The 24,284-nt window shown below is 72.9% G+C and carries 19 protein-coding genes, 1 tRNA gene and 2 pseudogenes; 9 read left to right on the forward strand and 13 right to left on the reverse strand.

What is annotated here, in order from left to right; all coding sequences use genetic code 11:
* Positions 1 to 147 precede the first annotated feature (147 nt).
* Positions 148 to 954, forward strand: a complete 807-nt coding sequence (locus tag ACT2CW_RS15465; RefSeq protein WP_445516983.1) for an SDR family NAD(P)-dependent oxidoreductase — start codon at positions 148 to 150, stop codon at positions 952 to 954.
* Between the two features lie 41 nt (positions 955 to 995).
* Here ACT2CW_RS15465 and ACT2CW_RS15470 read toward each other — a convergent pair.
* Positions 996 to 1,156 (reverse strand): annotated as a pseudogene (locus tag ACT2CW_RS15470) (IS5/IS1182 family transposase); the annotation flags it as partial.
* A gap of 23 nt (positions 1,157 to 1,179) precedes the next feature.
* Between ACT2CW_RS15470 and ACT2CW_RS15475 the strand changes: the two are divergent.
* Both ACT2CW_RS15475 and ACT2CW_RS15480 read left to right on the forward strand, forming a co-directional pair.
* Positions 1,180 to 1,566, forward strand: coding sequence for an NmrA family NAD(P)-binding protein (locus ACT2CW_RS15475; protein ID WP_445516984.1), 387 nt, complete (start codon positions 1,180 to 1,182; stop codon positions 1,564 to 1,566).
* 105 nt (positions 1,567 to 1,671) lie between these two features.
* On the forward strand, positions 1,672 to 2,901 hold the full coding sequence (locus tag ACT2CW_RS15480) for a metallophosphoesterase (RefSeq protein WP_445516985.1): 1,230 nt from the start codon (positions 1,672 to 1,674) through the stop codon (positions 2,899 to 2,901).
* A 28-nt stretch (positions 2,902 to 2,929) separates the two neighbouring features.
* Here ACT2CW_RS15480 and ACT2CW_RS15485 read toward each other — a convergent pair whose 3' ends face one another.
* The 5 genes from ACT2CW_RS15485 to ACT2CW_RS15505 all read right to left on the reverse strand — a co-directional run bounded on the left by ACT2CW_RS15485 (position 2,930) and on the right by ACT2CW_RS15505 (position 7,875).
* The gene (locus ACT2CW_RS15485) at positions 2,930 to 4,144 is read right to left on the reverse strand and encodes an SGNH/GDSL hydrolase family protein (protein ID WP_445516986.1); all 1,215 of its coding nucleotides are present in this window, start codon (positions 4,142 to 4,144) and stop codon (positions 2,930 to 2,932) included.
* Entirely contained in the window at positions 4,141 to 5,721 is a 1,581-nt protein-coding gene (locus tag ACT2CW_RS15490) for an FAD-dependent monooxygenase (RefSeq protein ID WP_445516987.1), read from the reverse strand. The genes ACT2CW_RS15485 and ACT2CW_RS15490 overlap by 4 nt, the downstream gene beginning before the upstream one ends.
* Before the next feature lie 54 nt (positions 5,722 to 5,775).
* Positions 5,776 to 6,474, reverse strand: coding sequence for a TetR/AcrR family transcriptional regulator (locus ACT2CW_RS15495; protein ID WP_445516988.1), 699 nt, complete (start codon positions 6,472 to 6,474; stop codon positions 5,776 to 5,778).
* Positions 6,366 to 6,971, reverse strand: coding sequence for an SDR family NAD(P)-dependent oxidoreductase (locus tag ACT2CW_RS15500; RefSeq protein WP_445517024.1), 606 nt, complete (start codon positions 6,969 to 6,971; stop codon positions 6,366 to 6,368). The genes ACT2CW_RS15495 and ACT2CW_RS15500 overlap by 109 nt, the downstream gene beginning before the upstream one ends.
* A gap of 205 nt (positions 6,972 to 7,176) precedes the next feature.
* On the reverse strand, positions 7,177 to 7,875 hold the full coding sequence (locus ACT2CW_RS15505; protein WP_445516989.1) for a haloacid dehalogenase type II: 699 nt from the start codon (positions 7,873 to 7,875) through the stop codon (positions 7,177 to 7,179).
* A 197-nt stretch (positions 7,876 to 8,072) separates the two neighbouring features.
* Between ACT2CW_RS15505 and fdh the strand changes: the two genes are divergently transcribed.
* On the forward strand, positions 8,073 to 11,330 hold the full coding sequence (gene fdh, locus ACT2CW_RS15510; protein ID WP_445516990.1) for a formate dehydrogenase: 3,258 nt from the start codon (positions 8,073 to 8,075) through the stop codon (positions 11,328 to 11,330).
* A gap of 44 nt (positions 11,331 to 11,374) precedes the next feature.
* Here fdh and selD read toward each other — a convergent pair whose 3' ends face one another.
* The gene (gene selD / locus ACT2CW_RS15515) at positions 11,375 to 12,400 is read right to left on the reverse strand and encodes a selenide, water dikinase SelD (protein WP_445516991.1); all 1,026 of its coding nucleotides are present in this window, start codon (positions 12,398 to 12,400) and stop codon (positions 11,375 to 11,377) included.
* Between the two features lie 53 nt (positions 12,401 to 12,453).
* Here selD and ACT2CW_RS15520 point away from each other — a divergent pair.
* Positions 12,454 to 12,546: transfer RNA gene (locus ACT2CW_RS15520), tRNA-Sec, on the forward strand.
* Between the two features lie 35 nt (positions 12,547 to 12,581).
* On the opposite strand, the pseudogene ACT2CW_RS15525 reads toward ACT2CW_RS15520, so the two are convergent.
* Together ACT2CW_RS15525 and selA are read right to left on the reverse strand one after the other, a co-directional pair.
* Positions 12,582 to 14,489, reverse strand: a pseudogene (locus tag ACT2CW_RS15525) (SelB domain-containing protein); the annotation flags it as partial.
* Complete coding sequence (selA, locus tag ACT2CW_RS15530; RefSeq protein WP_445516992.1) at positions 14,410 to 15,774, reverse strand: L-seryl-tRNA(Sec) selenium transferase; 1,365 nt, start codon at positions 15,772 to 15,774, stop codon at positions 14,410 to 14,412. The gene selA and the pseudogene ACT2CW_RS15525, both read right to left, overlap by 80 nt.
* Positions 15,775 to 16,022: 248 nt before the next feature.
* Between selA and ACT2CW_RS15535 the strand changes: the two genes are divergently transcribed.
* Positions 16,023 to 17,243 carry a PP2C family protein-serine/threonine phosphatase gene (locus ACT2CW_RS15535; RefSeq protein ID WP_445516993.1) on the forward strand — a complete coding sequence of 407 codons (1,221 nt, stop codon included), beginning with the start codon at positions 16,023 to 16,025 and terminating at the stop codon, positions 17,241 to 17,243.
* A gap of 34 nt (positions 17,244 to 17,277) precedes the next feature.
* Here ACT2CW_RS15535 and ACT2CW_RS15540 read toward each other — a convergent pair whose 3' ends face one another.
* Complete coding sequence (locus ACT2CW_RS15540; protein ID WP_037947764.1) at positions 17,278 to 18,897, reverse strand: ATP-binding cassette domain-containing protein; 1,620 nt, start codon at positions 18,895 to 18,897, stop codon at positions 17,278 to 17,280.
* Between the two features lie 144 nt (positions 18,898 to 19,041).
* Between ACT2CW_RS15540 and ACT2CW_RS15545 the strand changes: the two genes are divergently transcribed.
* A complete protein-coding gene (locus tag ACT2CW_RS15545) occupies positions 19,042 to 19,551 on the forward strand; it encodes a Rieske (2Fe-2S) protein (RefSeq protein ID WP_182467162.1) in 510 nt (169 codons plus the stop codon).
* On the opposite strand, the gene ACT2CW_RS15550 is transcribed toward ACT2CW_RS15545, so the two are convergent.
* The gene (locus ACT2CW_RS15550; protein WP_445516994.1) at positions 19,517 to 20,248 is read right to left on the reverse strand and encodes a cysteine hydrolase family protein; all 732 of its coding nucleotides are present in this window, start codon (positions 20,246 to 20,248) and stop codon (positions 19,517 to 19,519) included. The two genes, ACT2CW_RS15545 and ACT2CW_RS15550, sit on opposite strands and share 35 nt — an antisense overlap.
* 56 nt (positions 20,249 to 20,304) lie before the next feature.
* Between ACT2CW_RS15550 and ACT2CW_RS15555 the strand changes: the two genes are divergently transcribed.
* On the forward strand, positions 20,305 to 20,772 hold the full coding sequence (locus tag ACT2CW_RS15555) for a pyridoxamine 5'-phosphate oxidase family protein (protein ID WP_445516995.1): 468 nt from the start codon (positions 20,305 to 20,307) through the stop codon (positions 20,770 to 20,772).
* A 22-nt stretch (positions 20,773 to 20,794) separates the two neighbouring features.
* Here the strand turns inward: ACT2CW_RS15555 and ACT2CW_RS15560 are convergent, their stop codons facing one another.
* Positions 20,795 to 21,700, reverse strand: a complete 906-nt coding sequence (locus ACT2CW_RS15560; protein ID WP_138912483.1) for a LysR family transcriptional regulator — start codon at positions 21,698 to 21,700, stop codon at positions 20,795 to 20,797.
* Positions 21,701 to 21,773: 73 nt separating this feature from the next.
* Between ACT2CW_RS15560 and ACT2CW_RS15565 the strand changes: the two genes are divergently transcribed.
* Positions 21,774 to 22,781 carry a DMT family transporter gene (locus tag ACT2CW_RS15565; protein WP_445516996.1) on the forward strand — a complete coding sequence of 336 codons (1,008 nt, stop codon included), beginning with the start codon at positions 21,774 to 21,776 and terminating at the stop codon, positions 22,779 to 22,781.
* 173 nt (positions 22,782 to 22,954) lie between these two features.
* On the opposite strand, the gene ACT2CW_RS15570 is transcribed toward ACT2CW_RS15565, so the two are convergent.
* The gene (locus ACT2CW_RS15570) at positions 22,955 to 24,283 is read right to left on the reverse strand and encodes an aminotransferase class I/II-fold pyridoxal phosphate-dependent enzyme (protein WP_445516997.1); all 1,329 of its coding nucleotides are present in this window, start codon (positions 24,281 to 24,283) and stop codon (positions 22,955 to 22,957) included.
* Between the last annotated feature and the right edge of the window lies 1 nt (position 24,284).

Here is a 24,284-nt window from a genome sequence, read left to right on the forward strand (position 1 = left end):
TATGCGTTGACACTATTTGTCTCTATGTCTCGCGGATCCTACCGTGGTGCATGTCCGGTGGATCGCCGCCGCCGAAAGCAGTGGATATCAGGGCGGGAGCCGGTACGGGCGTGCCTGCGCTCACCAACATGGACGGGAGTGGCAATCATGGCAAATCAGACAGGTGTTGGCCGCGGCGACGGGGTATCGCCGAAGAACGCCGATGCGAGACTGGCGGGAAAGGTCGCGCTCGTGACGGGTGCTTCCAAGGGCATCGGGGCGGGCATCGCGCGGGAATTCGCTGCGGCCGGAGCGTCGGTCGTGGTCAACTACGCCTCCAGTGCCGCCGGTGCCGAGCGGGTGGTGCAGGACATCCAGGCGCGAGGGGGGACCGCGATCGCCGTACAGGGCGACGTGTCGGTGCCTGCGGATGTTGAGCGCCTCTTCGCCAGGACCGTAGACGCGTACGGCCGGTTCGACATCCTCGTCAACAATGCCGGTGTCTATCACGCACAGCCGCTGGAGACCGTCACGCAGCAGGAGATCGACCGTCAGCTTTCCGTCAACGTGATCGGACCGATCCGTATGATCCAGGAAGCCCTTAAGTACTTCGGGTCCGACGGCGGGTCGGTCATCAACATCGGATCGCTGGACAGCGCCCGCGCGGTGCCGGGGATGTCGGTGTACGCCGCGACGAAGGGCGCCGTCGACGCCTTGACACGAGTCCTGGCCGCCGAGCTCGGCCCTCGCGGAATCCGAGTGAACACCCTGGCCCCTGGCGGTGTGGAGACGGAAGGCATCCACGCGGCCGGCTTCATCGGCAGTGACGCCGAGACGGACATGATCGGGCGCACCCCCCTGGGCCGTATCGGTCAGCCCAGGGATCTGGCGCGGGCGGCGGTCTTCTTCGCCTCCGACGACTCCGCATGGGTCACCGGAGAGCGCCTCACCGCCTCTGGCGGCCTGCGAACCTGACACAGGACCTGTGACCGCGCCAGAGGTGCTGAGGGATCATGTCACTTGGCCAGTCTGCGGTGACATATGAGGGTCGCGACGATGGCGGTGAAGGCGAGGAAGTGTTCCGGCTTGCGCTCGTAGCGGCGGTGCAGGCGTCGGCAGCCGGACAGCCAGACACGGTCCGTTCCACGACCCAGCGGTGCCGGCCCAGGTGTCGGGCCTCGACCGGATGGCCGGGGAGGGTTGACCTTCAGGCTTCCCCTCGGCGCCGCCCACTACCCGCTCATCGCCCTCGACGACATCGCCTGGTTCACCGGCCACATGTTCGACAACTGGCAGTCCTGGGGCGCCCGCGACCTCGCGGTGATCGGCGACAGCCTCACCGGCGACGAGATCGCCGCCACCTTCGCGCGGGCCACGGGCATCCCCAGCACCTACACCCCGATGCACCACGACGACCTGCGCGCCGCCATCCCCGACTTCGGCCACGACTACGTGGCGATGTTCCAGTTCTTCGCCGACCGGGACCTCTACACCCGCGACCGGGACATCACCCACCTGCGCCGCCTGCACCCCGGCTTGATGACCTTCGAGGACTGGCTGCACCGCACGGAGTGGACCGGTGCCTGATCGCCGAGCCGGCCCTGAGGGGCCGTGCCCATGAACACCGGTGCGGCCGGCCCACGGTGACCGGATACAGTGCGCGAGAGGGCAGCCTGGTCAGGGAGGGGAAGCGTGACCGACACCAGCGACACCCGGCCCGCCGAGGGTGAAGCGCAAGCGCCGCGGCGGAGCCGACTTCGCCGCCTGATGGGCTACATGCCCCTGATCGCCCCCATCCTGCTGTGGGCCGTGCCCTGCTGGGTGCTCCTGTACAGCGGCCAGCACTGGCCGCTGCCCGTCACGCCGGCCGGCACCGCCCTGTTCGCCCTCGGTCTCATCGCCATGCCGCTCGCGATGGCGCGCGGCCACGGCCGGCGCCAGCAGGACCGGGCGGCGATCATCGGCGACACCCTGCTGGGCGCCAGCTGGATCCTGTTCACCTGGTCCGTACTGCTCGGCGTCCTCTTGCGGCTCGCCCTGACCGTGGCCGGCGTCGGCGAGAGCCAGGACCGGGCCCGAATCGTCGCCTGGGCCGTCCTCGGCACCACCGCCGTACTGCTCGGCTGGGGGCACGCCGAGGCCCGCCGCGTGCCACGTGTGCGCCGGCTCGACGTGCGACTCCCCCGGCTGGGTGCCGGGTTGGACGGCCTCCGCGTCGCCCTCATCACCGACACCCACTACGGCCCGCTCCATCGCACTCGCTGGTCCGCGCGGGTATGCGAGACGGTGAACACTCTGGAAGCCGACCTGGTCTGCCACACCGGCGACATCGCGGACGGCACGGCCGAACGCCGCCGCGCCCAGGCCGCCCCACTCGGTACCGTGCGGGCCACCCGGGCCCGGGTCTACGTCACCGGCAACCACGAGTACTACAGCGAGGCCCAGGGCTGGGTCGACCTGATGGACGAGCTGGGCTGGGAGCCGCTGCGCAACCGCCATCTGCTGCTCGAACGCGGAGGGGACACCCTCGTGGTCGCCGGCGTGGACGACGTCACCGCCGAGTCCTCCGGCCTGGCGGGCCACCGCGCCCACCTCGCCGGAGCCTTGCACGGCGCCGACCCCGACCTGCCCGTCCTGCTCCTGGCACACCAGCCCAAGTTCATCGACCGGGCAGCGGCCGCCGGCGTCGACCTCCAACTCTCCGGCCACACCCACGGCGGCCAGATCTGGCCCTTCCACCACCTCGTCCGCCTCGACCAGCCCGCCCTCGCCGGCCTCAGCCACCACGGCCCCCGCACCCTCCTCTACACCAGCCGCGGCACCGGCTTCTGGGGCCCGCCGTTCCGCGTCTTCGCCCCCAGCGAGATCACCCTGCTCGTGCTCCGCTCCCCGCACCTGCCCACACAGGTCAGCGACGCGTGAATCAGGGCGGCTGATACTTCAGCCGGGATCAGTCGAAGAGGGAGAGGTCGATGGAATCCGCGAGGGCCGCGTAGCCCGCGTCGTTGCCGTGGAGGTAGTCGCCCATGTGCAGGTCGCCGCGGATGCGGGTGGGGTCGGCGGGGTCGCGCCAGACGGCGTCGAAGTCGAGTACGCCGTCGAAGGCACCGCTCGTGCGGATCCATGAGTTGACGTGCTCGCGCGCCTTGTCGCCCTCGGGTGAGTACACGTCCGTGCCGCCGTAGGGAGCGATGGTCGCGGCGTAGGCCTTCGCGCCGTGCGCACGGGCTCGGGCCGCCAACTGGAGGTGGGCCGCGATGATGTCGTCCGCGGTGACGGGGGCGCCGGGGAACATGGCGAGGAATCCGGCGGTCTCCTCGGTGTGGGGGGCGAAGGAGAAGATGAGGTCGTTGCCCACGGCGATCACGACGTGGCCGAGGCCCGGCGTGGCGAGGATGTCGCGGTCGAAGCGGGCGAGGGCGGCGGTGCCGATGCCATCGGCGAGCATGCGGTTGCCGCCGATGCCCTGGTTGATCACGCAGCGCGTCTGTCCGCCGCGGGCGGCCAGGCGCTCGGCGAGCAGGTCGGTCCAGCGCCGGTCGGCGCCGGGGGCGGAGCCGATTCCATCGACGCGGGAGTCACCGACGACGGCGATGGCCTTGGTCGGTGCGTCGGGCTGCACTTCCACGGCCGCGATCAGGGCTTGCGCCGGCAAGGGTGCCGCGTCTGTGGGCAGGGACGCGAGTGCGGTCGCGTCGCCGGGGATGATCCAGCCGAGTGCGTGGAAGGTCCCGTGGCAGGTGGCGATGTCCACTCGGCCGGGCAGGTAGAGGCTGATGGTCAGCCGCGACAACGCGGCGGTACGCAGATCGATGGGGTCACTGAGGATCGGCGCGCCCGCCGGGACGGTGGTGGCCAGGTTGCCGCCGAAGGTCACCGCATGACTGTTTCCGCTCTGGATCCCGCCGTCGGAGTCCCCGATGGCGACACGGGCAGCGCCGATGGTCAGTGGTGCGGTTCCGTACTCGTTGCTGATACGGATGCGGATGCGGCGTCCGCCGCCGCTGACGCGGACGACCTGCCGCAGCGTCGCGTTCTCGAAGGGTTCGACGGAGCTGACGGAGTTGTCCGGTGCCTGCGGCGAGGCGCCCCAGGTGCGAACCCACGCGAAGGCGTTCGCGTCCGAACTCGCGGATTCGGAAGGGGGGTTGTTGGCGGTGGTCATGGTCGTTGCCTTTCGGTGGTCGGGTATCGCGGCTGGGGGAACCGGCCAGTCGCTCTGGTTTCCGGGGTGCCGAACCACCGGGCGGCGGCCTGTTCGAACGCATGGCTGTCGGGGGTGTACTCACTCGCCCAGGCCACGACGCCGTCAGGTCGGATCAGTACAGCCCTCAGCCCGAGGTCGTCGCGCACCGGACCGGCCGCGTACCGGATCCGGCCCGCCCATCCCTTGGCCGCGGCCCGGAGTGCGCAGTCGGTGCCGAAGTCGAGCGCGACGCCCTGGCCCTGATGCAGCAGGTCGCCGAGGCGGGTGCCGTCCTCGAAGCGGAAGTCCGGGGCGGTGCGGCCGACGAGCGGCTGCTCGCCGCCCAGGTCGTAGCGGTTGAACAGTCCCGATGTCTCGCGGTAGACGTGGGTGGTGCCATCGGGGGTGCTCATCAGGTCGCGGACCAGCCGCCGCAGCGCGGGGGCGTTCGGGCCCGGCTTCATGGTCGCCACCTGGGCGCGTGACCAGTCGAGCACCGAAGCGCCGATGGGGTGGCGCTCGCTGGTGTAGGTGTCGAGCAGGCCATCCGGCGCCGAGCCGCGCACGGTTGCCGCGAGCTTCCAGCCGAGGGTGACGGCGTCACCGAGGCCGAGGTTGAGCCCCTGGCCGCCGAGCGGGGAGTGGATGTGCGCGGCGTCACCGGCGAGCAGCACACGGCCGTTGCGATAGGTGGTCACCTGCATCGCACGGTCGGTGAAGCTGGACGCGAGATGGACCTCGTCCAGCACCACGTCGGTGCCTGAGATACGGCGCAGGACCGTCTGGAGGTGGTCGCGGGTCAGCGGCCGCGAGCGGTCGAAGGCGCCGCCGTCGAAGTCCATCATGCCCAGGTGCCCTTCGAGCGGCGTGCGCAGGTACATGCCGTTCGGCGTCAGGTTGAATCCGAGGGGCAGTTGATGCGGGTCGGCGAAGGCCACTTTGGCGACGTAGCCGGTGAACAGCGACTCGGTGCCGACGAAGTCGAAGCCCGCGAGCGTACGTACCGCGCTGCGCCCGCCGTCACATCCCACCAGCCAGCGCGCCCGGTACTCACGCCCGCCCGCGGTCACCACCACGGTCGCGTCGTCCTGCGTCACGGCCGTGACGGGAGCGCCCCGGACGATCTCCACACCGAGCGCCGCGTCCCGCTCGGACAGCACCTCGCCGACCGCTTCCAGGCTCGTCATAAAGCCCTCCATCGCCGGGCTGGGCAGCCGGAACGGAAGGGCGGACGCCTCGATGCCGGCCGCGTCGAGCATCATGCCCGCGAAATGGCTCAGGCCACGGGGAGCGGGCGCCTCGATCGCCTCAGGGTGCGCACCGATCTTCTCCGCGTCGACACCGGAGGCCTTCGCCACCGCTTCCAGCAGCCCCCGGCGGTAGAACGTCTCGGCCGAACCAGCGGTCAGACCCCGCATCCCGAGCGGGAGCGCCTTCAACGGCGAGCTCGATTCCTGGTCCCGCTCCAGGACCAGGACCGAACAGCCGGACAGGGCGAGCTCGCCGGCCAGGAACAGGCCGACCGGGCCGCCGCCCGCGATCACTACGTCATGCATGAGGGATGTCTCTCCCGGAGTGGTCAATTGGCGAACCCGACCGGTTTCGGTGGGTCAGCGGAGATGGGTGAGGCCGTCGAGGACGATGGCGATGCCGGTGAGGAACTGCTCGCGGTCGTCGTGCTCACTCATCTGGCCGATGACGGCGTGCATGAACGGGTAGTCCTCGGGGTCGAGCTCCTGCCATGCCGCCGCTGCCGCGCCGAAGAACTCTTCGCGGTCCGCGTCGGCGTCGATGCCCGAGGTGTCTCCGTCGATGTGGGCGTTCTGGCTGACCGCGCCGAGGATGTAGTGCACGAGCGCGGAGGTCGCGTCGAACCAGGAGGCTCGCGGCACGCCCAGGGCGCCCACCTGCCGGCCGATCCGTTCGAAGATCCCGACCGTGACCGGGCCCACCGGGTTGCGGATGATCTGGAGGATCAGCCGGGTGGCGAGCCACTGGTGTGCGGCGATCGCGTCGAACAGGGCCAGCGCGACGACGCGGATCTCGTCCTCGGGTGTCGCCGGAGCCCGGGTGGGCTTGGTCGCCAATGCGGCGGTGACGACGGTCTCCGTCACGGTGTCCAGCAACTCGTCCCGGTTGCCCACGTGGTAGTAGACCGCCCCGGACCCGGTGGCCAGGCGCTCGGTCAGCGCCCGGACGGTCAGCGCCCCCTCGCCGCCGGTATCGAGCAGCTCGATGGCGGTATCGATGATCTGCTCCCGGGAGAGCACCTGGTTGCGCCGCTGTGTCCGGCGCCCTCGCGCTGCCATGCCTCGATCGTGGCACATTTAGAGCGCCGCGCCAAATTGGTACGGCGCTCCAATGCGGCTTCCGGGGCCGGCCTGCGGATCGCGCCACGCGGCCGGATGTGCTGCGCCGCCTCGTCCCCGCCTACCGGCGCGGGCCGCCCGGCCCGGCGAGCGGCCATGATGGGGCCGGTCCGAAGCGCCAGCGAGCCCATGGTGCTCGACATGTTGACGATGCGCGGCGAGTCGGCGCGGCCGAGCAGCGGGAGCGTCGCGTTCGTCACCCGGATGACCCCGAGCACGTTTGTGTCGAGGACGGTGCGGACGACGCCGAGGGCGACGCCGAACGCGTCGGCGCCCTCGGCACACAGACGCTTGACGGCCTCCTCGCGCCCGGCCTCGTCGCGAGCGCCCACCGCGACCCTGAAGCCGATCGCCCCGAGACCCTGTGCGATGGCGTGACCGATTCCCTTGTTCGCGCCGCTGACCAGCGCGATCTTCGTGTTGTTCACGCGATCCATGCTCAGCGGGCCGCGCACTCGTCCGAACACCTCGCGGTACCCGTCGTCGACGCGCCGAAGGTCACCACGGTGCTCGCATGGCCGGCGAGCAGTCGCTCCCTGGCGGTCGCATCGCTCGTCCGCTCGGCGGCCAGGCACCGCGGCACCGCGGCACCGCGCTGAAGTGATCACCAGCCTGGTGACGGCCAGGCGCTTGGTTCCAGAGTCAGCCGGGCTGGGGGGTTCCCAGGCGCCGGGCCAGATCCGCCACCCCGGTCGCCTCCCGGTCGGCGGACCGCGCCGTGGTCGGGTAGGGAACCGGTGTGCGCCGCAACCAGACGGTGGCGAGACCGGCCCGGGCGGCGCCGTCGATGTCCCACGGGTGCACCGCCACCATCGTCGCCGCCCCGGCCGGCACATCCACCGCGCGCAGCGCGTACGCGTACGCGGCGGGGGCGGGCTTCCACCGGCCACCGGCGCCCTGGACATCCAGGTGGGCCTCGAAGCAGTCCGCGCACCCGGCCCGGTCCACCACCGCACGCGTGGTGTCCGCCGAGCCGTTCGTCAGGGTGATCAGGCGGTGTCCGGCCGCGTGCAGTGCCCGTACGCCCTCGGGGACGTCCGGGTGGACGGGCAGGTCCGGCAGGCCGGTGAGCACGTGGTCCACGGCCGCCGCCGGGTCCGCTCCCCCGGGTCCGTGCCGGGCCAGAAGGGTGCGCAGGACGTCCCCGGCGACCTCGGCGAACGTAGCCCGGCCGCCCGCGAGGGACAGGGCGATACCGTCGCGCAGCACACCGGCGAACCACACCGGCAGCAGGTGGCCGGGCAGACCGATGTCCTCCAGGCGCGCGGCGAGCGGGGTCATGTCGGTGAGCGTCTCGTTGACGTCGAAGACGAGGACGCCCGGGCGGCCGTCACCGGCCATGGGGACCAGCGCTCCCGATAGCCATCCGATCACTCCCGTCGTACGATCCGGACCGAGGCCAAGTGGACATCACGGGCATACCGAACGGTCCGGTGGGCGGACACACCGCCGGTAGGGATGCCCGCGTACGGGAGAGGGAAACCGGGTACCCGGCAAGGCACCGAGCGCCACCGCAAGGGCACGGAAAGGCGGATGACATGGGCGTACGCACATGGATCGCCTCCTGGCCGGTCTACCGCCAGCTCACCGGGACGGACCCGCTGGGCCGCGGGGCCGCCGCCACGAGCGCCGGTGCGCGGCCCACTCCCCGGACCGCCTCGGCGGACCGGGTGGTGAAGTCCATCTGCCCGTACTGCGCGGTGGGCTGCGGCCAGAACGTGTACGTGGAGGACGACCGCGTCACCCAGATCGAGGGCGACCCCGACTCCCCCGTCTCCCGCGGCCGGCTGTGCCCCAAGGGCTCGGCCAGCCTCCAGCTCACCACCGGCGGCGCCCGCGAGTACCACGTCCTCCACCGGCGCCCGCACGGCACCGCATGGGAGCGGCTGGACCTCGACACGGCCATGGACATGATCGCCGACCGGGTGATCGAGGCGCGCCGGGCGGGCTGGCAGTGGGAGGTCGACGAGACCCGCACCCGGCGCACCCTCGGCTTCGCCAGCCTGGGCGGGGCCACGCTCGACAATGAGGAGAACTACCTGATCAAGAAGCTGTTCACCGCCCTGGGAGCCGTGCAGATCGAGAACCAGGCGCGGGTTTGACACTCCTCCACCGTTCCCGGTCTGGGAACCTCGTTCGGCCGCGGCGGCGCGACCACCTTCCAGCAGGACCTCCAGAACTCCGACTGCATCGTCATCCAGGGCTCGAACATGGCCGAGTGCCATCCGGTCGGGTTCCAGTGGGTGATGGAGGCCAAGGCCCGTGGCGCGAAGGTGATCCACGTCGACCCGCGCTTCACCCGGACCAGCGCGCTGGCCGATCTCCATGTGCCGCTGCGCGCGGGCTCGGACATCGCCTTCCTCGGCGGGATCATCAACCACGTGCTGCGGAACGACGCGTACTTCCGGGACTATGTCGTGGCGTACACCAACGGCCCCGTCGTGCTGCGCGAGGACTTCCGGGACACCGAGGACCTCGACGGCGTCTTCTCCGGACTCCGCCCCGAAAGCCGCGCCTACGACAACGGCAGCTGGCAGTACGAGGGCATGGAGGTGCAGGCGGCCTCCGGTGAGCGCGACCAGGCGTACGACAAGCGCACCGGCGGCGGACGGTCGGTGACCCAGGCCGCGCGCGGCGAGGCGCACGGGGCCGGTGGCGCCGAGGTCGGCGAGGGCGAGCCCGAGCGGGACGAGACGCTCAGCCATCCGCGCTGCGTCTTCCAGGTGCTCAAGCGGCACTACGCCCGCTACACGCCCGAGCTGGTGGAGAAGATCTGCGGCGTCCCGCAGGACCTCTTCCGCCAGGTGTGCGAGCTCGTCACGGAAAACTCCGGACGCGACCGGACCACCGCCTTCGCCTACGCGGTCGGCTGGACCCAGCACACGGTGGGCGTGCAGTACATCCGCGCGGCCTCCGTCCTCCAGAGCCTGCTCGGCAACATCGGCCGGCCCGGCGGCGGCATCCTCGCCCTGCGGGGGCACGCCTCCATCCAGGGCTCGACGGACATCCCCACCCTGTTCAACCTGCTGCCCGGCTACATCCCGATGCCGCACGCCCACCAGATGCAGGACCTCGACACCTTCGTGGAGGTCGAGGCGGCCCGCAAGGGCTACTGGGGCAACATGCGGTCCTATCTGGTCAGCCTGCTCAAGGCCTACTGGGGCGAGGCCGCGCGGCCCGAGAACGACTTCTGCTTCGACTACCTGCCGCGGCTGACCGGCTCCCACTCCACCTACGAGACGGTCATGGCCCAGCTGGACGGGGTCTGCAAGGGCTACTTCCTGATGGGCGAGAACCCGGCCGTGGGCTCGGCCAACACCAAGATGCAGCGGCTGGGCATGGCCAACCTGGACTGGCTGGTGGTCCGGGACTTCTCCCTCATCGAGTCCGCCACCTGGTGGCAGGACGGCCCGGAGATCGAGACCGGCGAGCTGCGCACCGAGGACATCGCCACCGAGGTGTTCTTCCTGCCGGCCGCCGCGCACACCGAGAAGGACGGCAGCTTCACCAACACCCAGCGGCTGTTGCAGTGGCACCACCAGGCCGTCGAACCGCCCGGCGAGGCGCGCAGCGATCTGTGGTTCATGTACCACCTGGGCCGCCGGATCCGGGCGAAGCTGGCCGGGTCGGCCGATCCGATGGACCGGCCGGTGCTCGATCTGACCTGGGACTACCCCACCAGGGGCGAGCACGCCGAACCGGAGGCGGAGGCGGTACTCGCCGAGATCAACGGCCACGACGCCGAGGGCCGCCCGCTCTCGTCCTATGAGCAGTTGGCCGGGGACGGCTCCACGTCCTGCGGCTGCTGGATCTACTGCGGGGTGTACGCCGACGGCGTCAACCAGGCCGCCCGCCGCACACCGGGCACCCGGCAGAACTGGGTGGCGGCCGAGTGGGGCTGGGCCTGGCCCGCCAACCGCCGCATCCTCTACAACCGCGCCTCGGCCGACCCGGACGGCAGACCGTGGAGCGAACGCAAGGCCCTGGTGTGGTGGGACGAGAAGCGGGCCCGGTGGTCCGGCCATGACGTGCCCGACTTCGCGCCCGGCAAGGCGCCCTCCTACCGGCCCCCGCCGGACGCGACGGCGGGCGCGGCGCTGTCGGGCACAGACCCGTTCATCATGCAGGCCGACGGCAAGGCGTGGCTGTACGTGCCGTCCGGCCTCACCGACGGTCCCCTGCCCACCCACTACGAGCCGCAGGACTCGCCCTTCCCCAACCTGCTGTACGGCCAGTGGCGCAACCCGGTACGGCACCTGATGCCGTCACGCCCGGACAACCGCTACCAGCCGGGCGGCGGCGAGCCCGGCTCGGAGGTGTTCCCGTTCGTCGCCACCACCTACCGGCTCACCGAACACCACACCGCGGGCGGCATGTCCCGCTGGCAGCCCTACCTGGCGGAGCTACAGCCGGAGTTCTTCTGCGAGGTCTCCCCCGAACTCGCCGCCGAACGCGGCCTCGAGCACACCGGCTGGGCGACGGTCGTCAGCGCCCGCGGGGTGATCGAGGCGCGGGTCCTGGTCACCGACCGCGTACCGCCGCTGACCGTGCACGGACGCACCCTGCACCAGGTCGGCCTGCCCTACCACTGGGGGCCGAACGGCTACAGCACGGGGGACGCGGCGAACGAGCTGCTGCACATGTCCCTCGACCCCAACACCCACATCCAGGAGACCAAGGCGTTCGCCGTCGACATCCGGCCAGGCCGCCGCCCGAGGGGCCCGGCCGCCGTGGAACTGGTGCGGGCCTACCGGACGCGCGCGGGCATCGACGAACACACCGGCACGGAACTCTGAGCCACCACGGCGTCCACCTGAGGACAGTCCCGCCTGAGGACGTCTCACCTCAGGACCAGGGAGCACTCCCCCCGCGGGACGAGTTCTCCCACCACCGGCGCTCCGGGCACCTCGCCCGCCACGAGCAGCCCGCCGGAGGTCTGGGCGTCGGCCAGCAGCAGCCTGGTGGCGGGGTCGGTGTCCCCGAAGTCGGTGAACGGTGCCACCCACTCCAGATTCCGCCGGGTGCCGCCGCTGACGTACCCGTCCCGGACCGCCTCCCGCGCCCCGTCGAGGTACGGCACGGCGGCGGTGTCGACCACCGCGGTCACGCCCGAGGCCCGCGCCAGCTTGTGCAGATGGCCGAGGAGGCCGAAGCCGGTGATGTCGGTGGCGCAGGTGGCACCGGCCGCCAGGGCCGCGGCCGAAGCGTCCCGGTTGAGCGCCACCATCGTGGCCACCGCCTGCTCGAACCGTTCGCCGGTGGCCTTGTGGCGGTTGTTCAGCACCCCCAGGCCGAGGGGCTTGGTCAGCGACAGCGGCACGCCCGGCCGGCCCGCGTCGTTGCGCAGCAGGCGCGCCGGATCGGCGAGGCCGGTGACGGCCATGCCGTACTTGGGCTCGGGATCGTCCACGCTGTGCCCACCGCCCACGTGGCAGCCCGCCTCGGCGGCGATGTCGAGCCCGCCGCGCAGCACCTCGCGGGCCAGGTCGAACGGCAGCACATCGCGCGGCCAGGCCAGGAGGTTGACGGCGAGCACCGGGCGGCCGCCCATCGCGTACACGTCCGACAGGGCGTTGGCCGCGGCGATGCGCCCCCAGTCGTACGCGTCGTCCACGACCGGTGTGAAGAAGTCCGCGGTGGACACCACCGCCTGGGCCGGGCCGCCCGCCGGGGCGGGCAGGGCGACCACGGCGGCGTCGTCGCCGGTGGCCAGCCCGACGAGCAACGAGCTGTCGCTCACGGCCGTCGTCGGCCCGGCCAGTCCGCTGAGCACGTCCTCCAGTTCACCGGGCGGAATCTTGCAGGCGCAGCCACCGCCATGGGCGAACTGCGTGAGCCGTACGGGCGTTTCGCGGGTCGTGGTCATGCCGGTCCTCTCGGTCGATGGTGGTCGGCGGCGGGTAGCCTTGAGCGGGCGAGGGAGGCGTGTGGGTGCCTGGTGGCCCTCCCGGTCTTCAAAACCGAGGTGCCCGAGGATCTCGGGCAGGCGGGTTCGATTCCCGTCCGCCTCCGCTCCCCGTACCGGCCCGGCAGCGCCGACGCTGGTCGTCCACGCGTTCGGTGAGCCCCTGGGCATCGAGGTACTCCAGCAGCGGTACGGCCACCCGGCGTGTCGTGTCGAGGGCCCGGCGCGCCTGGCTGAGCGTGAACGGCTGCGGCAGGCCGCGGAGTACGGCGGCGGCCCGGGTGTCCGCGCCCGGAAGCAGCAGGATGCCGTCGCCGACCCGCAGCAGCGCGCCCGCCGCGACGGCTGCGGCCACCGTCCGGCGCGTCAGCCCCAGTTCGGTCAGCCGGTCGGCCTCGGGGGCGCGGAACGGTGTCCGCAGCAGCTCCCGCCGCACGTCGTCCACGGCCGCCTGGACGGGCGGCGGCAGGGTGGGCCGGGCGTCCGCGCCGCCGTACAGCCGCCCCTGACGGCCGTACACCTTCTCCGAGGTCTCGGCGAGGGCGTCGACCAGGGACCGGTCGGGCAGGCCGAGCAGACGGCGGGCCGCCTCCGGGGGCAGGCCGGGCTCCAGCGGATGACGCGCCGCATGGCGTTCGACCTCGGCCTCCAGGCGGTCCCGCAGCGCCGCCCAGTGGGCCGCGTCGGCCAGCCAGTCCCCGGCCACCGGCGCGGTGGGGGCGGGCAGCCCCATGGCCGCCAGCTCCGAGCGGCGGACGATCCCGCGCCGCCGCAGTTCCGCCGCGCCGTCCGGCGCGCCGGTCAGGTCCGCCAGCTCGGCCGCCCTCGCCCGGGCCGCCCCGCGCCGGGTCAGCCGGGGCGGCCGTACGTCCAGGACGGTCACCCCGCACGGCGGGCGCCGCCCGCCCGGTTCCCGCAGGACCGCACGGTCGCCCACCCGCAGCGGCAGCTCCCGGGGCAGGGTCAGCCTGGCCGTGTCCGCGCCCAGCGGGCGGACGGTCACGGGCACCGCGGCGGTGCCGATGTGCAGGGTGACCGTCCGGGGCAGATCGCGGGCCGCCGCTCCGCGGACCCGGACGTCGACCAGGCCGGTGAGCAGCCAGCGGTCGGGCGTCAGCAGCACCTGGCCCCGGCCCAGCACGCCGTCGGGCGCGCCGTGCACATTGACCGCCACCCGCGCCACGCCGCTGACCGCGGACCGGTCCTCCCGCAGGCACTGGAGCCCGCGCACCCGCAGCGCGGTCCTGCCGTCCCCCGCCACCAGCCGGTCGCCGGCGCGCAGGGTGCCCGCCCCGAGGGTGCCGGTGACGACCGTGCCCTGACCGCGCACGGTGAAGGCGCGGTCCAGCCACAGCCGTACGTCCGCACCGGCGGGCGGAACGGGCAGCGAGCGGCCCAACCGGGCCAGCTCCAGGCGGAGTTGGTCCAGCCCGGCGCCGGTCACCGCGCTCACCGCGACGGACGGCACGGTGCCGAGGGAGGTGGCCGCCATGCGCTCGGCGGCGTCCGCCCGCACGGGCTCGGGGTCCGCCAGGTCGGCGCGGCTCACCGCGAGCACGGCGTGCCGCACCCCGAGCGCGTCCAGGATCTCCAGGTGCTCCTGCGACTGCGGCTGCCAGCCCTGGTCCGCGGCGACCACGAACAGTACGGCGGGCACGGGCCCGACACCGGCCAGCATGGTGGCGACGAAGCGCTCGTGTCCGGGCACGTCCACGAAGGCGATGTGCTCGCCCCCGGGGCCGCCGTCTCGGTCCGGGCCTCCGTCCGGGCTTCCGTCCGCCGGGCCTCCGTCCGGGCTCTCGTCCGGGCTTTCGTCCGGGCCCAGGCGGGTCCAGACGAACCCGAGGTCGAGGGTCAGGCCGCGGCGCCGCTCCTCCTCGAAGCGGTCGGGCTCCATCCCGGTCAGCGCCCGTACCAGCGCCGACTTGCCGTGGTCGACATGCCCGGCGGTGGCCAGTACCCGCATGCCCCTACCCTTCCGCGACCGGATCCATGGCGGCTCCCGCGGCCGGATCCGTGGCGGCCGGACCGCTGACCGACCGCACGGCATCGGCCAGCCGCTCGTCGTCCTCCCGTGGCACCGCCCGCAGGTCGAGCAGGCACCGGCCCGCCTCCAGCCGCCCCACCACAGGGACCGGGCCGGTCCGCAGGGCCGCGGCGTACCGCTCGGGCAGCGACAGCGCCGCGCTGGGCAGCGTCACCCCCGGGGCGCCGCCACCGCCCACCGACGCGGCGCTCTCGACGGCCCGCACATCGATGCCGTCGGCGGCCAGGGCGGAGGCGAGCCGCTCGGCACGGTGGCGGAGCCCCGCCGGATCGGCGGCCAGTGCCACGGCGGTCGGGGTCTCGGGCCCGGTCAGCGTCGCCTCCAGCGCGGCCAGCGTCAGCTTGTCCACGCGCAGCGCACGGGCGAGCGGATGCCGGGACACGGTCCGCACCAGCTCCTCCCGCCCGAGGAGCAGTCCGCACTGCGGTCCGCCGAGCAGTTTGTCGCCGCTCGCGGTGACCAGCGACGCTCCGGCCCGGAGCCGGGTCTCGGCGTCGGGCTCGTCCGGCAGCAGCGGGTGGGGCGCGAGCAGCCCGGAGCCGATGTCGACGACCACCGGAACGCCGAGAGCCGCCAGTTCCCCGGTCCCGGCCGCCCTGGTGAACCCGGTGACGCGGAAGTTGGAGGGGTGCACCTTCAGCACGAAGGCCGTCTCGGGGCCGATCGCTGCGGCGTAGTCGGCGGCGGACGTACGGTTGGTCGTTCCCACCTCGCGCAGCCGGGCTCCGGTGGACACCAGCAGGTCCGGGAGGCGGAAGCCGTCCCCGATCTCCACCATCTCGCCGCGGCTGATGACGATCTCCTTCCCGGCGGCGAGCGCGGTCGCCACCAGGACCAGCGCCGCCGCGCCGTTGTTCACCACATGCGCGGCGGCGGCCGACGGCACCCGCTCGCGCAGCGCGGCCAGCGCGGTCCGCCCGCGGCGGGCCCGCGCCCCGGTGCGCAGATCCAGCTCGACGTCCGTGGGTCCCGCGGCCTCCCGCACCGCCCGCCGGGCCGCCGCCGACAGCGACGCCCGGCCGAGGTTGGTGTGCAGCACCACGCCGGTAGCGTTGATGACCGGTCGCAGTCCGCCGGCCGTGCGGGGCAGCCGGGCGACCGCCGTGTCCGCCACCTCGTCCGGCGCGATGGCACCGGCCCGCGCCCGCTCCTGGGCCTGCCGCACCGCCGCCTTCACCGCCCCGGATCCCAGCCGGTGTGCCGCCTCGATCAGGCGTGGGTCGCCCAGGACGGCGTCGGTGCGGGGAATCCGCCGTCGTACGTCCGTGGTGGTGACCCGCTGATCCATGCGGCCCCTCTCCTCCGCCCGCTCCCGTGGCTGCCCGGGGAACGCCCATCGTCTCGCAGTGCCCCGTACCGGCGTCACGACACGCCCGGCGGCCCGAGCGCCGTCCGTCTCGCACGACCCGTTTCCGCGGGCGACGGGCGGGAACGGACCGCCGGGGGCGCGGCGTCCCGGCCGGTGGCACCGGCCGGATGTGATGGCGGCCGGTGAAGTCCGGCCGTGCCGTGCCGGGAGGGTGCACAGTGGAAGACGTGGGAGTTCGCCGACGGCTGACCGATCTGACGAGGCCATGGCAACCTGGGTACGCCTTGGTGGCGATCCCGGTCGGGCTGATCGTGGTGATCACCGTCGTCGATCTGCTGGCCCCGTCCCATATCCATCTCGGCCCCCTGCTGGTGGTCGCCCCGGCCATCACCCCCTCGTTCGCCGGTCCCCGGACCACCGGGCTGATCGGCGCGCTGGCGGTGGCCGCCCAGATACTCATCGCGGCGCTGCGCGGCGGCTTCGACCTCAACCACCAGGTGCAGATCGCGGCCCTCACCGTGCTCTCGCTGCTCATCACGGCCTACGCCCGGGAGCAGCGGCGGCGCCACCGTGAGCTGGCCCGGGTGCGGTCGGTGTCCGAGGCCACCCAGCGGGTCGTCCTGCGGCCGCTGCCGCACCGGCTGGGCCCGCTGCGGGTCGCCTCGCTGTACATGGCGGCCGAGGACGAGGCGCAGATCGGCGGGGACCTGTACGCCGCGACCCGGGTGAAGGAGTGCACCCGGCTGATCATCGGGGATGTCCGGGGCAAGGGGCTGACCTCCATCAGCGACGCGTCGGTGCTGATGGGCGCCTTCCGGGAGGCCGCCCATCTGACCCCCGGCCTGCTGGAGCTCACCGATGTCCTGGAGCGCAGCGTCTGCCGGCACCTGGCCGAGCACATCGCCACCGCGGGTGCCGAGCACGGCGGTGCCGAGCAGCCGCAGCCGGGAGCGGACGAGGAGCTGCGCGAGCACTTCATCACCGCCCTGCTGGTGGACATCCCGGACGAGGGCGCGGTGACGTACATGGCCAACTGCGGGCATCCGCCGCCCCTGCTGCTGCGGGACGGTGGCCAGGTGACCACCCTGCACCCGGCCAATCCCGGCCCGCCGCTGGGCATGTGCGAACTCCCCAGGAGCTCGGGCGACCCCGGCACGCCCGAGACCATGCCCTTCGAGGACGGCGACACGCTGCTGCTCTACACGGACGGGGTGGTCGAGGCCCGCGCCCCCGACGGGTCCTTCTATCCGCTGGCCCAGCGGGTCGCGCAGTGGTGCGGCTCCGGTCCCGAGGGGCTGCTGCACCACATCCGCCGCGATCTGCTGGCCCATGTCGGCGGGCGGCTGGGCGACGACGCCGCCATGGTGGTCATCCAGCGCTCGCCCGCGCTCCACCCGGTCCAGCAGCTGAAGAGGAAGATGCCGGCCAACAGCGCCCACCGCGGATGAACGAGCGCACCTCGCGCCACGTCCCGCGGAGTGCTCAGCGGACCCGGTCGACCCGGCGCTCGTCCCAGACCGGCTCCGCCGTCTCGCGGACGACGCCGTCCGACCCGAAGACCAGGAAGCGGTCGAAGGACCGCGCGAACCAGCGGTCGTGGGTGACCGCGAGCACCGTGCCCTCGTAGGCTCCGAGCCCGTCCTGGAGCGCCTCGGCCGACTCCAGGTCCAGGTTGTCCGTGGGCTCGTCCAGCAGCAGCGCCGTCGTCCCGGCCAGTTCGAGCAGCAGGATCTGGAACCGGGCCTGCTGACCGCCCGAGAGCCGGTCGAAGGTCTGGTCGCCCTGGCGGTCGAGCTCATAACGCCGTAGCGCGCTCATCGCGCGGCCCCGGTCCCGGGCGTGTTCGGTCCACAGGATGTCCACCAGCGTGCGTCCGAAGAGCTCCGGATGGGCGTGGGTCTGGGCGAAGTGGCCGGGCACGACACGCGCGCCCAGCTTCCACTCCCCCCGGTGGGCGACGTCCTGGCCCGCCAGGAGCCGCAGGAAGTGGGACTTGCCCGAGCCGTTGGAGCCCAGTACGGCCACCCGCTCGCCGTAGAAGACCTCCAGGTCGAAGGGGCGCATCAGCCCCTCCAGCTCCAGCCCCCGGCAGGTCAGCGCGCGCACCCCGGTGCGCCCGCCGGCGAGCCGCATGGTGATGTCCTGTTTGCGTGGCGGCTCCGGTGGCGGCCCGGCCTCCTCGAACTTCCGCAGCCGGGTCTTGGCGGCCTGGTAGCGGGAGGCCATCTCGTCGCTGCGGGCCGCGTACCGCTGCATGTCCAGCACCAGCCGTTTGAGCTGGGCGTGCTTCTCGTCCCAGCGCCGCCGGAGCTCCTCGAAGCGCTCGAACCGCTCCTCGCGGGCGGCGTGGTAGGTGGCGAAGCCGCCGCCGTGCACCCACACATCGCTGCCCGCCGGGCTCGGCTCGACGCTGACGATCCGGGCGGCCGCGCGGGCCAGCAGTTCCCGGTCGTGGCTGATGAACAGCACGGTCTTACGGGTCTCGCGCAGCCGCTCCTCCAGCCACTGCTTGCCCGGCACATCCAGGTAGTTGTCCGGCTCGTCCAGCAGCAGCACATCGTCGGGCCCGCGCAGCAGCGCCTCCAGCACCAGCCGCTTCTGCTCGCCGCCGCTGAGCGTGCGCACCTCGCGCCATTGGGCCCGTTCGTACGGCACTCCGAGCGCGGCGGTGGTGCACATGTCCCACACCGTCTCGGCCTCGTAGCCGCGCGCCTCGGCCCAGTCGCTCAGGCTCTGGGCGTAGGCCAGCTGGGCGGCCTCGTCGTCCCGCTCCATGATCGCCAGCTCGGCCTCGTCCACCGCGCGGGCGGCCTCGCGGATCCGGGGCTGGGCCACCGACACCAGCAGGTCGCGCACCGTCCGCTCATCCCGCACCGAGCCGATGAACTGCGGCATCACCCCGAGGGAGCCGCTGACCGTGACCGTGCCGCCGTGCGCCTCCACCTCGCCGGAGACCAGCCGCAGCAGCGTGGTCTTGCCCGCCCCGTTGGGCCCGACCAGGGCGGCCACCGTGCCCTCGGCGACGCGGAACGACACATCGCCGAGCAGCAGCCGTCCGTCGGGCAGGAAGTAGGCGAGGTGAGCGGCCTCCAGATGTCCCATGAACCGGCATTCTCACTGCTCGGCAGGGCGGTCGGCAAAGTGATTTTCCAGTACCCGGCGCGATGATGCCCGGGGGTGGCTGAACGCGGCGGCCCCGCCGTCCGTATGGAACGGTGAAACGTCCCCCGAGCAGGAGGCACCACCATGACGCAGTCGGCAATCCCCGGGCAGGGCACCACCCGCCGTGCCGTCGTCACCGCGGCCGGAGCGGCCGGGCTGGCCGCCACGCTTGCCGCATGCGGCAAGGACGACGACGGCGGTTCGGGCGGCGGCGGCGCGGACAGCGCCCAGGACGCCGGGGGCGCGCAGCCGTCGCAGAGCGGGTCGCAGAGCGCGGAGGGCGGCGGCCAGTCGGGCGGCGGGGGCGGCATGGAACTCGCCAAGACCTCCCAGATCCCCGAGGGCGGCGGCATGGTCTTCAAGGACCACAAGGTCGTGGTGACCCAGCCCAAGGCGGGTGACTTCAAGGCGTTCTCGTCGATCTGTACCCACCAGGGCTGCTCGGTCGGCGATGTGAGCGGCGGCACCATCAACTGCCCCTGCCACCAGAGCAAGTTCGACATCACCGACGGCAGTGTGAAGGGCGGCCCGGCGCAGAAGCCGCTGCCGGGCGCGCAGATCAAGGTGCAGGGAAGTTCGATCTGGATGGCGTGACGGCCGTCCGCCGCCAGCAGGCGGCCACCTCGTCGGCCGTGGTGACGGCGGCCGCGAGGGCGAGGGTGTGACGGACCATCGCCGGGGTGTACGAGGCGGGCACCCCGGCGATCGCGTCCTCGGGCACCACTGCCGCATAGCCGAGGTTGACGGCGTCGAAGACGGCGGCCGGGATCGCCACATTGGCCGACACGCCGGTGATGACCAGCGTGCGGCGGCCCAGATTGCGCAGCAGCGCGTCCACCTCGGTCCCGGCGATCGGCGAGAGACCGTGCAGTCGCCGTACGACCAGGTCCTCGGGCGCCACCGGAATGGGTTCGGCGATCTCCACCGCCGCGCTTCCAGGCAGTTGCCGGACCGGCAGCCGCTCGACGGCCCGGAACAGCGGTGCGTTGCGGCTCGCGCCGCGTCCGTCGGCGCGCCGCTCGGCCACCGCGTGCAGCACCTGGACCCCCGTGTCGTGGGCGGCCGCCACCAGCTGGGCGACACGCCCGAGCGCACCGGACTCCTGGGCCACGGCGGCCAGTTCGGGCAGCGCGCTGTCCGGCCCGACCACACCGCGCTGGCATTCGACGGTGAGCAGGGCGCAGCCGTCCGGCCGGAGCAGTTCCACGAGGTGTTCGCGGGGGCGCGGGGACGCGGCGTCTTCGCGGGGGCTCGGGGTCACGGCGCGGGAGAGTAGCGTCCCTTGCGTCATCAAGGAAGAGCCATCATTCTGTGCCGCACAACGGGTTACCGGGAGGTACAGGTCGGATGACCGTCACTCAGCGGCGCGGACGCCGCATCATGATGAGCCAGGACGAGCTGGACGCCTTCCTCGCCGAACAGCGCACCTGCCGGGTGGCGACCGTGTCCACGGACGGGCGGCCGCATATCAGCCCGCTGTGGTTCTGCTGGGACGGCACCGCCCTGTGGCTGTACTCCCTGACCCGCAGCCGCCGCTGGGCCGAACTGCGCCGCGATCCGCGGATCGCGGTGGTGGTCGACGACGGGCACGACTACGGCGAACTGCGCGGGGTGGAGCTCTCCGGCGAGGCGGTCCCCGTGGGCGAGGAGCCGCGCACCGGCGTGTCGTGCCCCGAACTCGACACGCCGGAGCGCATGTTCGCGGCGAAGTACTTCGGCCTGGACGCCATGCCGCACGACGGTCGCCACGCCTGGCTGCGGCTGGCCCCCGAGGCGATCCGCTCCTGGGACTTCCGCAAGATGCCGCAGGGCTGAGACACCCGGGTCAGCAGGGCGGTCAGTCGATGATCTTCTCGCCGACCGACCGCAGCACCTCGACCGCCGCCCGGATCGAGGGCCTGCGGTCGGCGTCGGCGCGCCAGATCGCGTAGATGTGCCGCCGCATCGTGGGCTGGCTGACGGGCACCATCCGCACCCCCTCGGGCACCGGGCCACGGCCCAGCCGGGGCACCACGGCGATGCCCAGCCCGGCGGCGATCAGCGAGAGCTGGGTGTGGTGCTCATGCGCGGTGTGCCGGATCCTCGGCTCGATGCCCTTGCCGCGCAGGGTCACCATCAGCCAGTCGTAGCAGAACCCGCCCTTGGGCCAGGAGATCCACTCGTCGTCCACGAAGTCCTCCGGCTCGACCGCGTGACGGTCGGCGAGGGGGTGGTCGGCGGGCATCGCGACATCCACCGGGTCGTCCAGCAGGGCGGCCTTCACCAGCCCGCCGGGCATCGGCAGCGGTTTGTTGTACCAGTCCAGGACCACGGCCAGATCGATGTCGCCGCGCACCACCGAGGGCACCGACTCATCGGGCTCCATCTCCTGGAGCCGCACATTCAGCTGCGGATGCTCGGTACGCAGCCGGCTCAGCGCGTCCGGGAAGAGACCGCGGACCGCGGTCGGGAACGCGCCCAGCAGCAGCTCGCCCACCGCGTGGCCGCGCTGTGCCTCCAGATCCGCCTGGGCCAGCTCCACCTGGGAGAGGATGCGCGCCGCGTGGTCGGCGAGCAGCCGCCCGGCGTCGGTGAGCCGGATTCCGCGCCCGTTCTTGGCGAGCAGTTGCTGTCCGGTCTCCCGCTCGAGCTTGGCGAGTTGCTGCGAGACGGCGGAGGTGGTGACATGCAGCCCCTCGGCCGCCCCGCTCACGGATCCGTGGCGGGCCACGGCGTACAGCGTGCGGAGCCGATCCAGGTTCATGTAAGAAATACTACGCGATACCGCGAACGAATTCTCGCTTGTCCTAAGAGGTTGCAGCCCACATCGTAATGGCATGACCTCAGCCGCCGCCTCGGCGCCCCCCGCCGCCGCCTCCACCGCGGAGCCCTCCCCCGAACCCGTCCGCCGACCGCTCCTCGACTGGCGCATCCGCTTCGGCGCGCTGTCCCTGGTCTGGGGTTTCAGCTTTCTCTTCATCAAGGTGGGCAATGAGGCGTTCGCCCCCTTGTACGTCACGCTCGGGCGGATGCTGTTCGGCACCGCCGTGCTGCTGGTGACGCTGGTGGTGAAGCGGGAGCGGCTGCCGCGCGGGGCGCGGGTCTGGGGCCATCTGGCGGTGGCCGCGTTCTTCCTGAACGCGCTGCCGTTCTCGCTGTTCGCCTACGCCGAGCTGACCATTCCCTCCACCCTGGCCGGGATCTGCAACGCCGCCTCGCCGCTGTGGGGGATGCTGCTCGCGGTGGTCGTGGTCTCCGACGACCGGCCGACCCGTCAGCGTGTCGCGGGTCTCGGGCTCGGCTTCATCGGCGTGTTGATCGTGCTGGGCGCCTGGCAGGGCTTCTCCGGCCAGGATCCGCTGGGCACGGCGCTGGCGCTGATCGCCTCGGCCAGCTACGCGGTCGGCTGGCAGTACGTCCGGCGCACGCTGAGCGATACCGGCCACTCCCATCTGTCGATGTCCGGCGGGCAGCTGCTGCTCGGTACGGTGCAACTCGCCCTCGTGGCACCGGTGTTCGCGCCGACGCCCACCTCCTTCCCGGCCCTGCCGCTGCTCTCGGTGCTCGCCCTGGGCGCGCTGGGCACCGGGGTGGCGTTCCTGGTCCAGTACGGGCTCGTCGACGAGGTCGGCCCGACGACGGCGATGATGGTCACGTACTTCGTCCCGGTGATCGCCACCACCGCGGGCGTGGCGATCCTCGGGGAGCACCTCACCTGGAACACACCGGTGGGCGCCGTGATCGTCCTCATCGGCGCGGCCCTGACCCAGCGGCGCTCCGGCGCGTCCCGGCCTCCGTCCGGCGGACGTTCCCGAACCATACGGGTCCATCGCACAGGCTCCTAAGCAGGTCGGAGAAAGTCCACTACGGTTCGGGCAGCGCCCCGAAGGGGCGCGGGGCCGTGTCGATGTGCGGCTCCGCCGCGGCTGTGTCGACGTGCGGCTCCGCCGCGTGGGCGACCAGCCACGATGCGGCCGCGGACGCACGACGGCGTTTCGCGGCACTTCCCGCGGAGCGCTTAGTCCAGCCGTCCCGATACTGTCGCCCCCACCGCCGCGGCCACCGCGTCGGCGGCCGTCCCGATCTCGTCGGCGGCCAGCGGCGAGACCGTCAGCCGCACCCCCGGTGGCGAGGCCACGCGGAAGCGCGCCCCGGGGGCGACGGCCCAGCCCGCCGCCAGCAGCCGGGCGACCGCGCCGGTCTCGTCCGGGACCGGCACCCACACATTCATCCCGCTGCGCCCGTGCGCGGCGATCCCCCGCTCGCGCAGCGCCCGCACCAGCGCCGCGCGCCGCGTGTCGTACGACGCCGCCACCGCCGCCGGGTCGACCGCGTCCGTCCGCCACAGCCAGGCCACCGCGTCCTGCAACAGATGGCTGACCCAGCCCGGGCCCAGCCGCTGGCGGCCGCGCACCCGGTCCAGGGTGACGGCGTCGCCGGTGAGCACGGCGAGCCGCAGATCGGGACCGTACGCCTTGGCGGTGGAGCGGACCAGCGCCCAGCGGTCGGTGCCCCCGGCCAGGGGGTGCAGGGGGACGTCCACGATGCCGTGCCCGTGGTCGTCCTCGATCAGCAGCACATCGGGGTGGTCGGCGAGGACGCCCCGCAGCTCATGCGCGCGTGTCGCGCTCACCGCCGCGCCCGTCGGGTTCTGCGCCCGGTCGGTGACCACCAGCGCCCGCGCGCCCTGGGCCAGCGCGTGCTCCACCCGCTCGGGCAGCGGTCCGTCGTCGTCGACCCCTACGGGTACGGCGCGCAGTCCGAGCGCCGGGATCAGATCGAGCAGGCTGCCCCAGCCGGGGTCCTCGACCGCAACCACGTCACCGGGCCGCAGATGCGCGGCCAGCACCCGCTCGATCGCGTCGAGCGAGCCGGAGGTGACGGCGACCGGGCCGGGCGGCACCCCGTCCGCGTCGAGGGCGGCCCTGGCGAGCTCGGCCACCTCGGGGACGACGTCCGGCGCGCCGTACAGCGTGGGGCGCTCCGCCGCGCGCGCCGCGGCCGCCGCGAGCGGCGCGCCGAGCGGGGGCAGCAGCGCGGGGTCGGGGTTACCGCTCGACAGATCGCGGGCACCGGCGGCGTCGACGCCGATCCACTCGCGGGGCGTGCTGGACGGTCGGGAGCGCACCCGGCTGCCCCGGCGCCCCGCCGTCTCGATCACGCCCCGTTCACGCAGCACACGATAGGCGGCCGCGACCGTATTGGGATTCACGCCCAGCCGCTGGGCCAACTCCCGCAAGGGCGGCAGCAGTTGGCCCGGTGGCAGCTCACCGGCGCCGACCGCGCGCTCCACACTGGCCGCGATCTCGGCTGCGCGACGACCTGCGATCGGATATTCTCCTAGCACA

It is taken from the genome of Streptomyces sp. NEAU-174 (assembly GCF_052665095.1).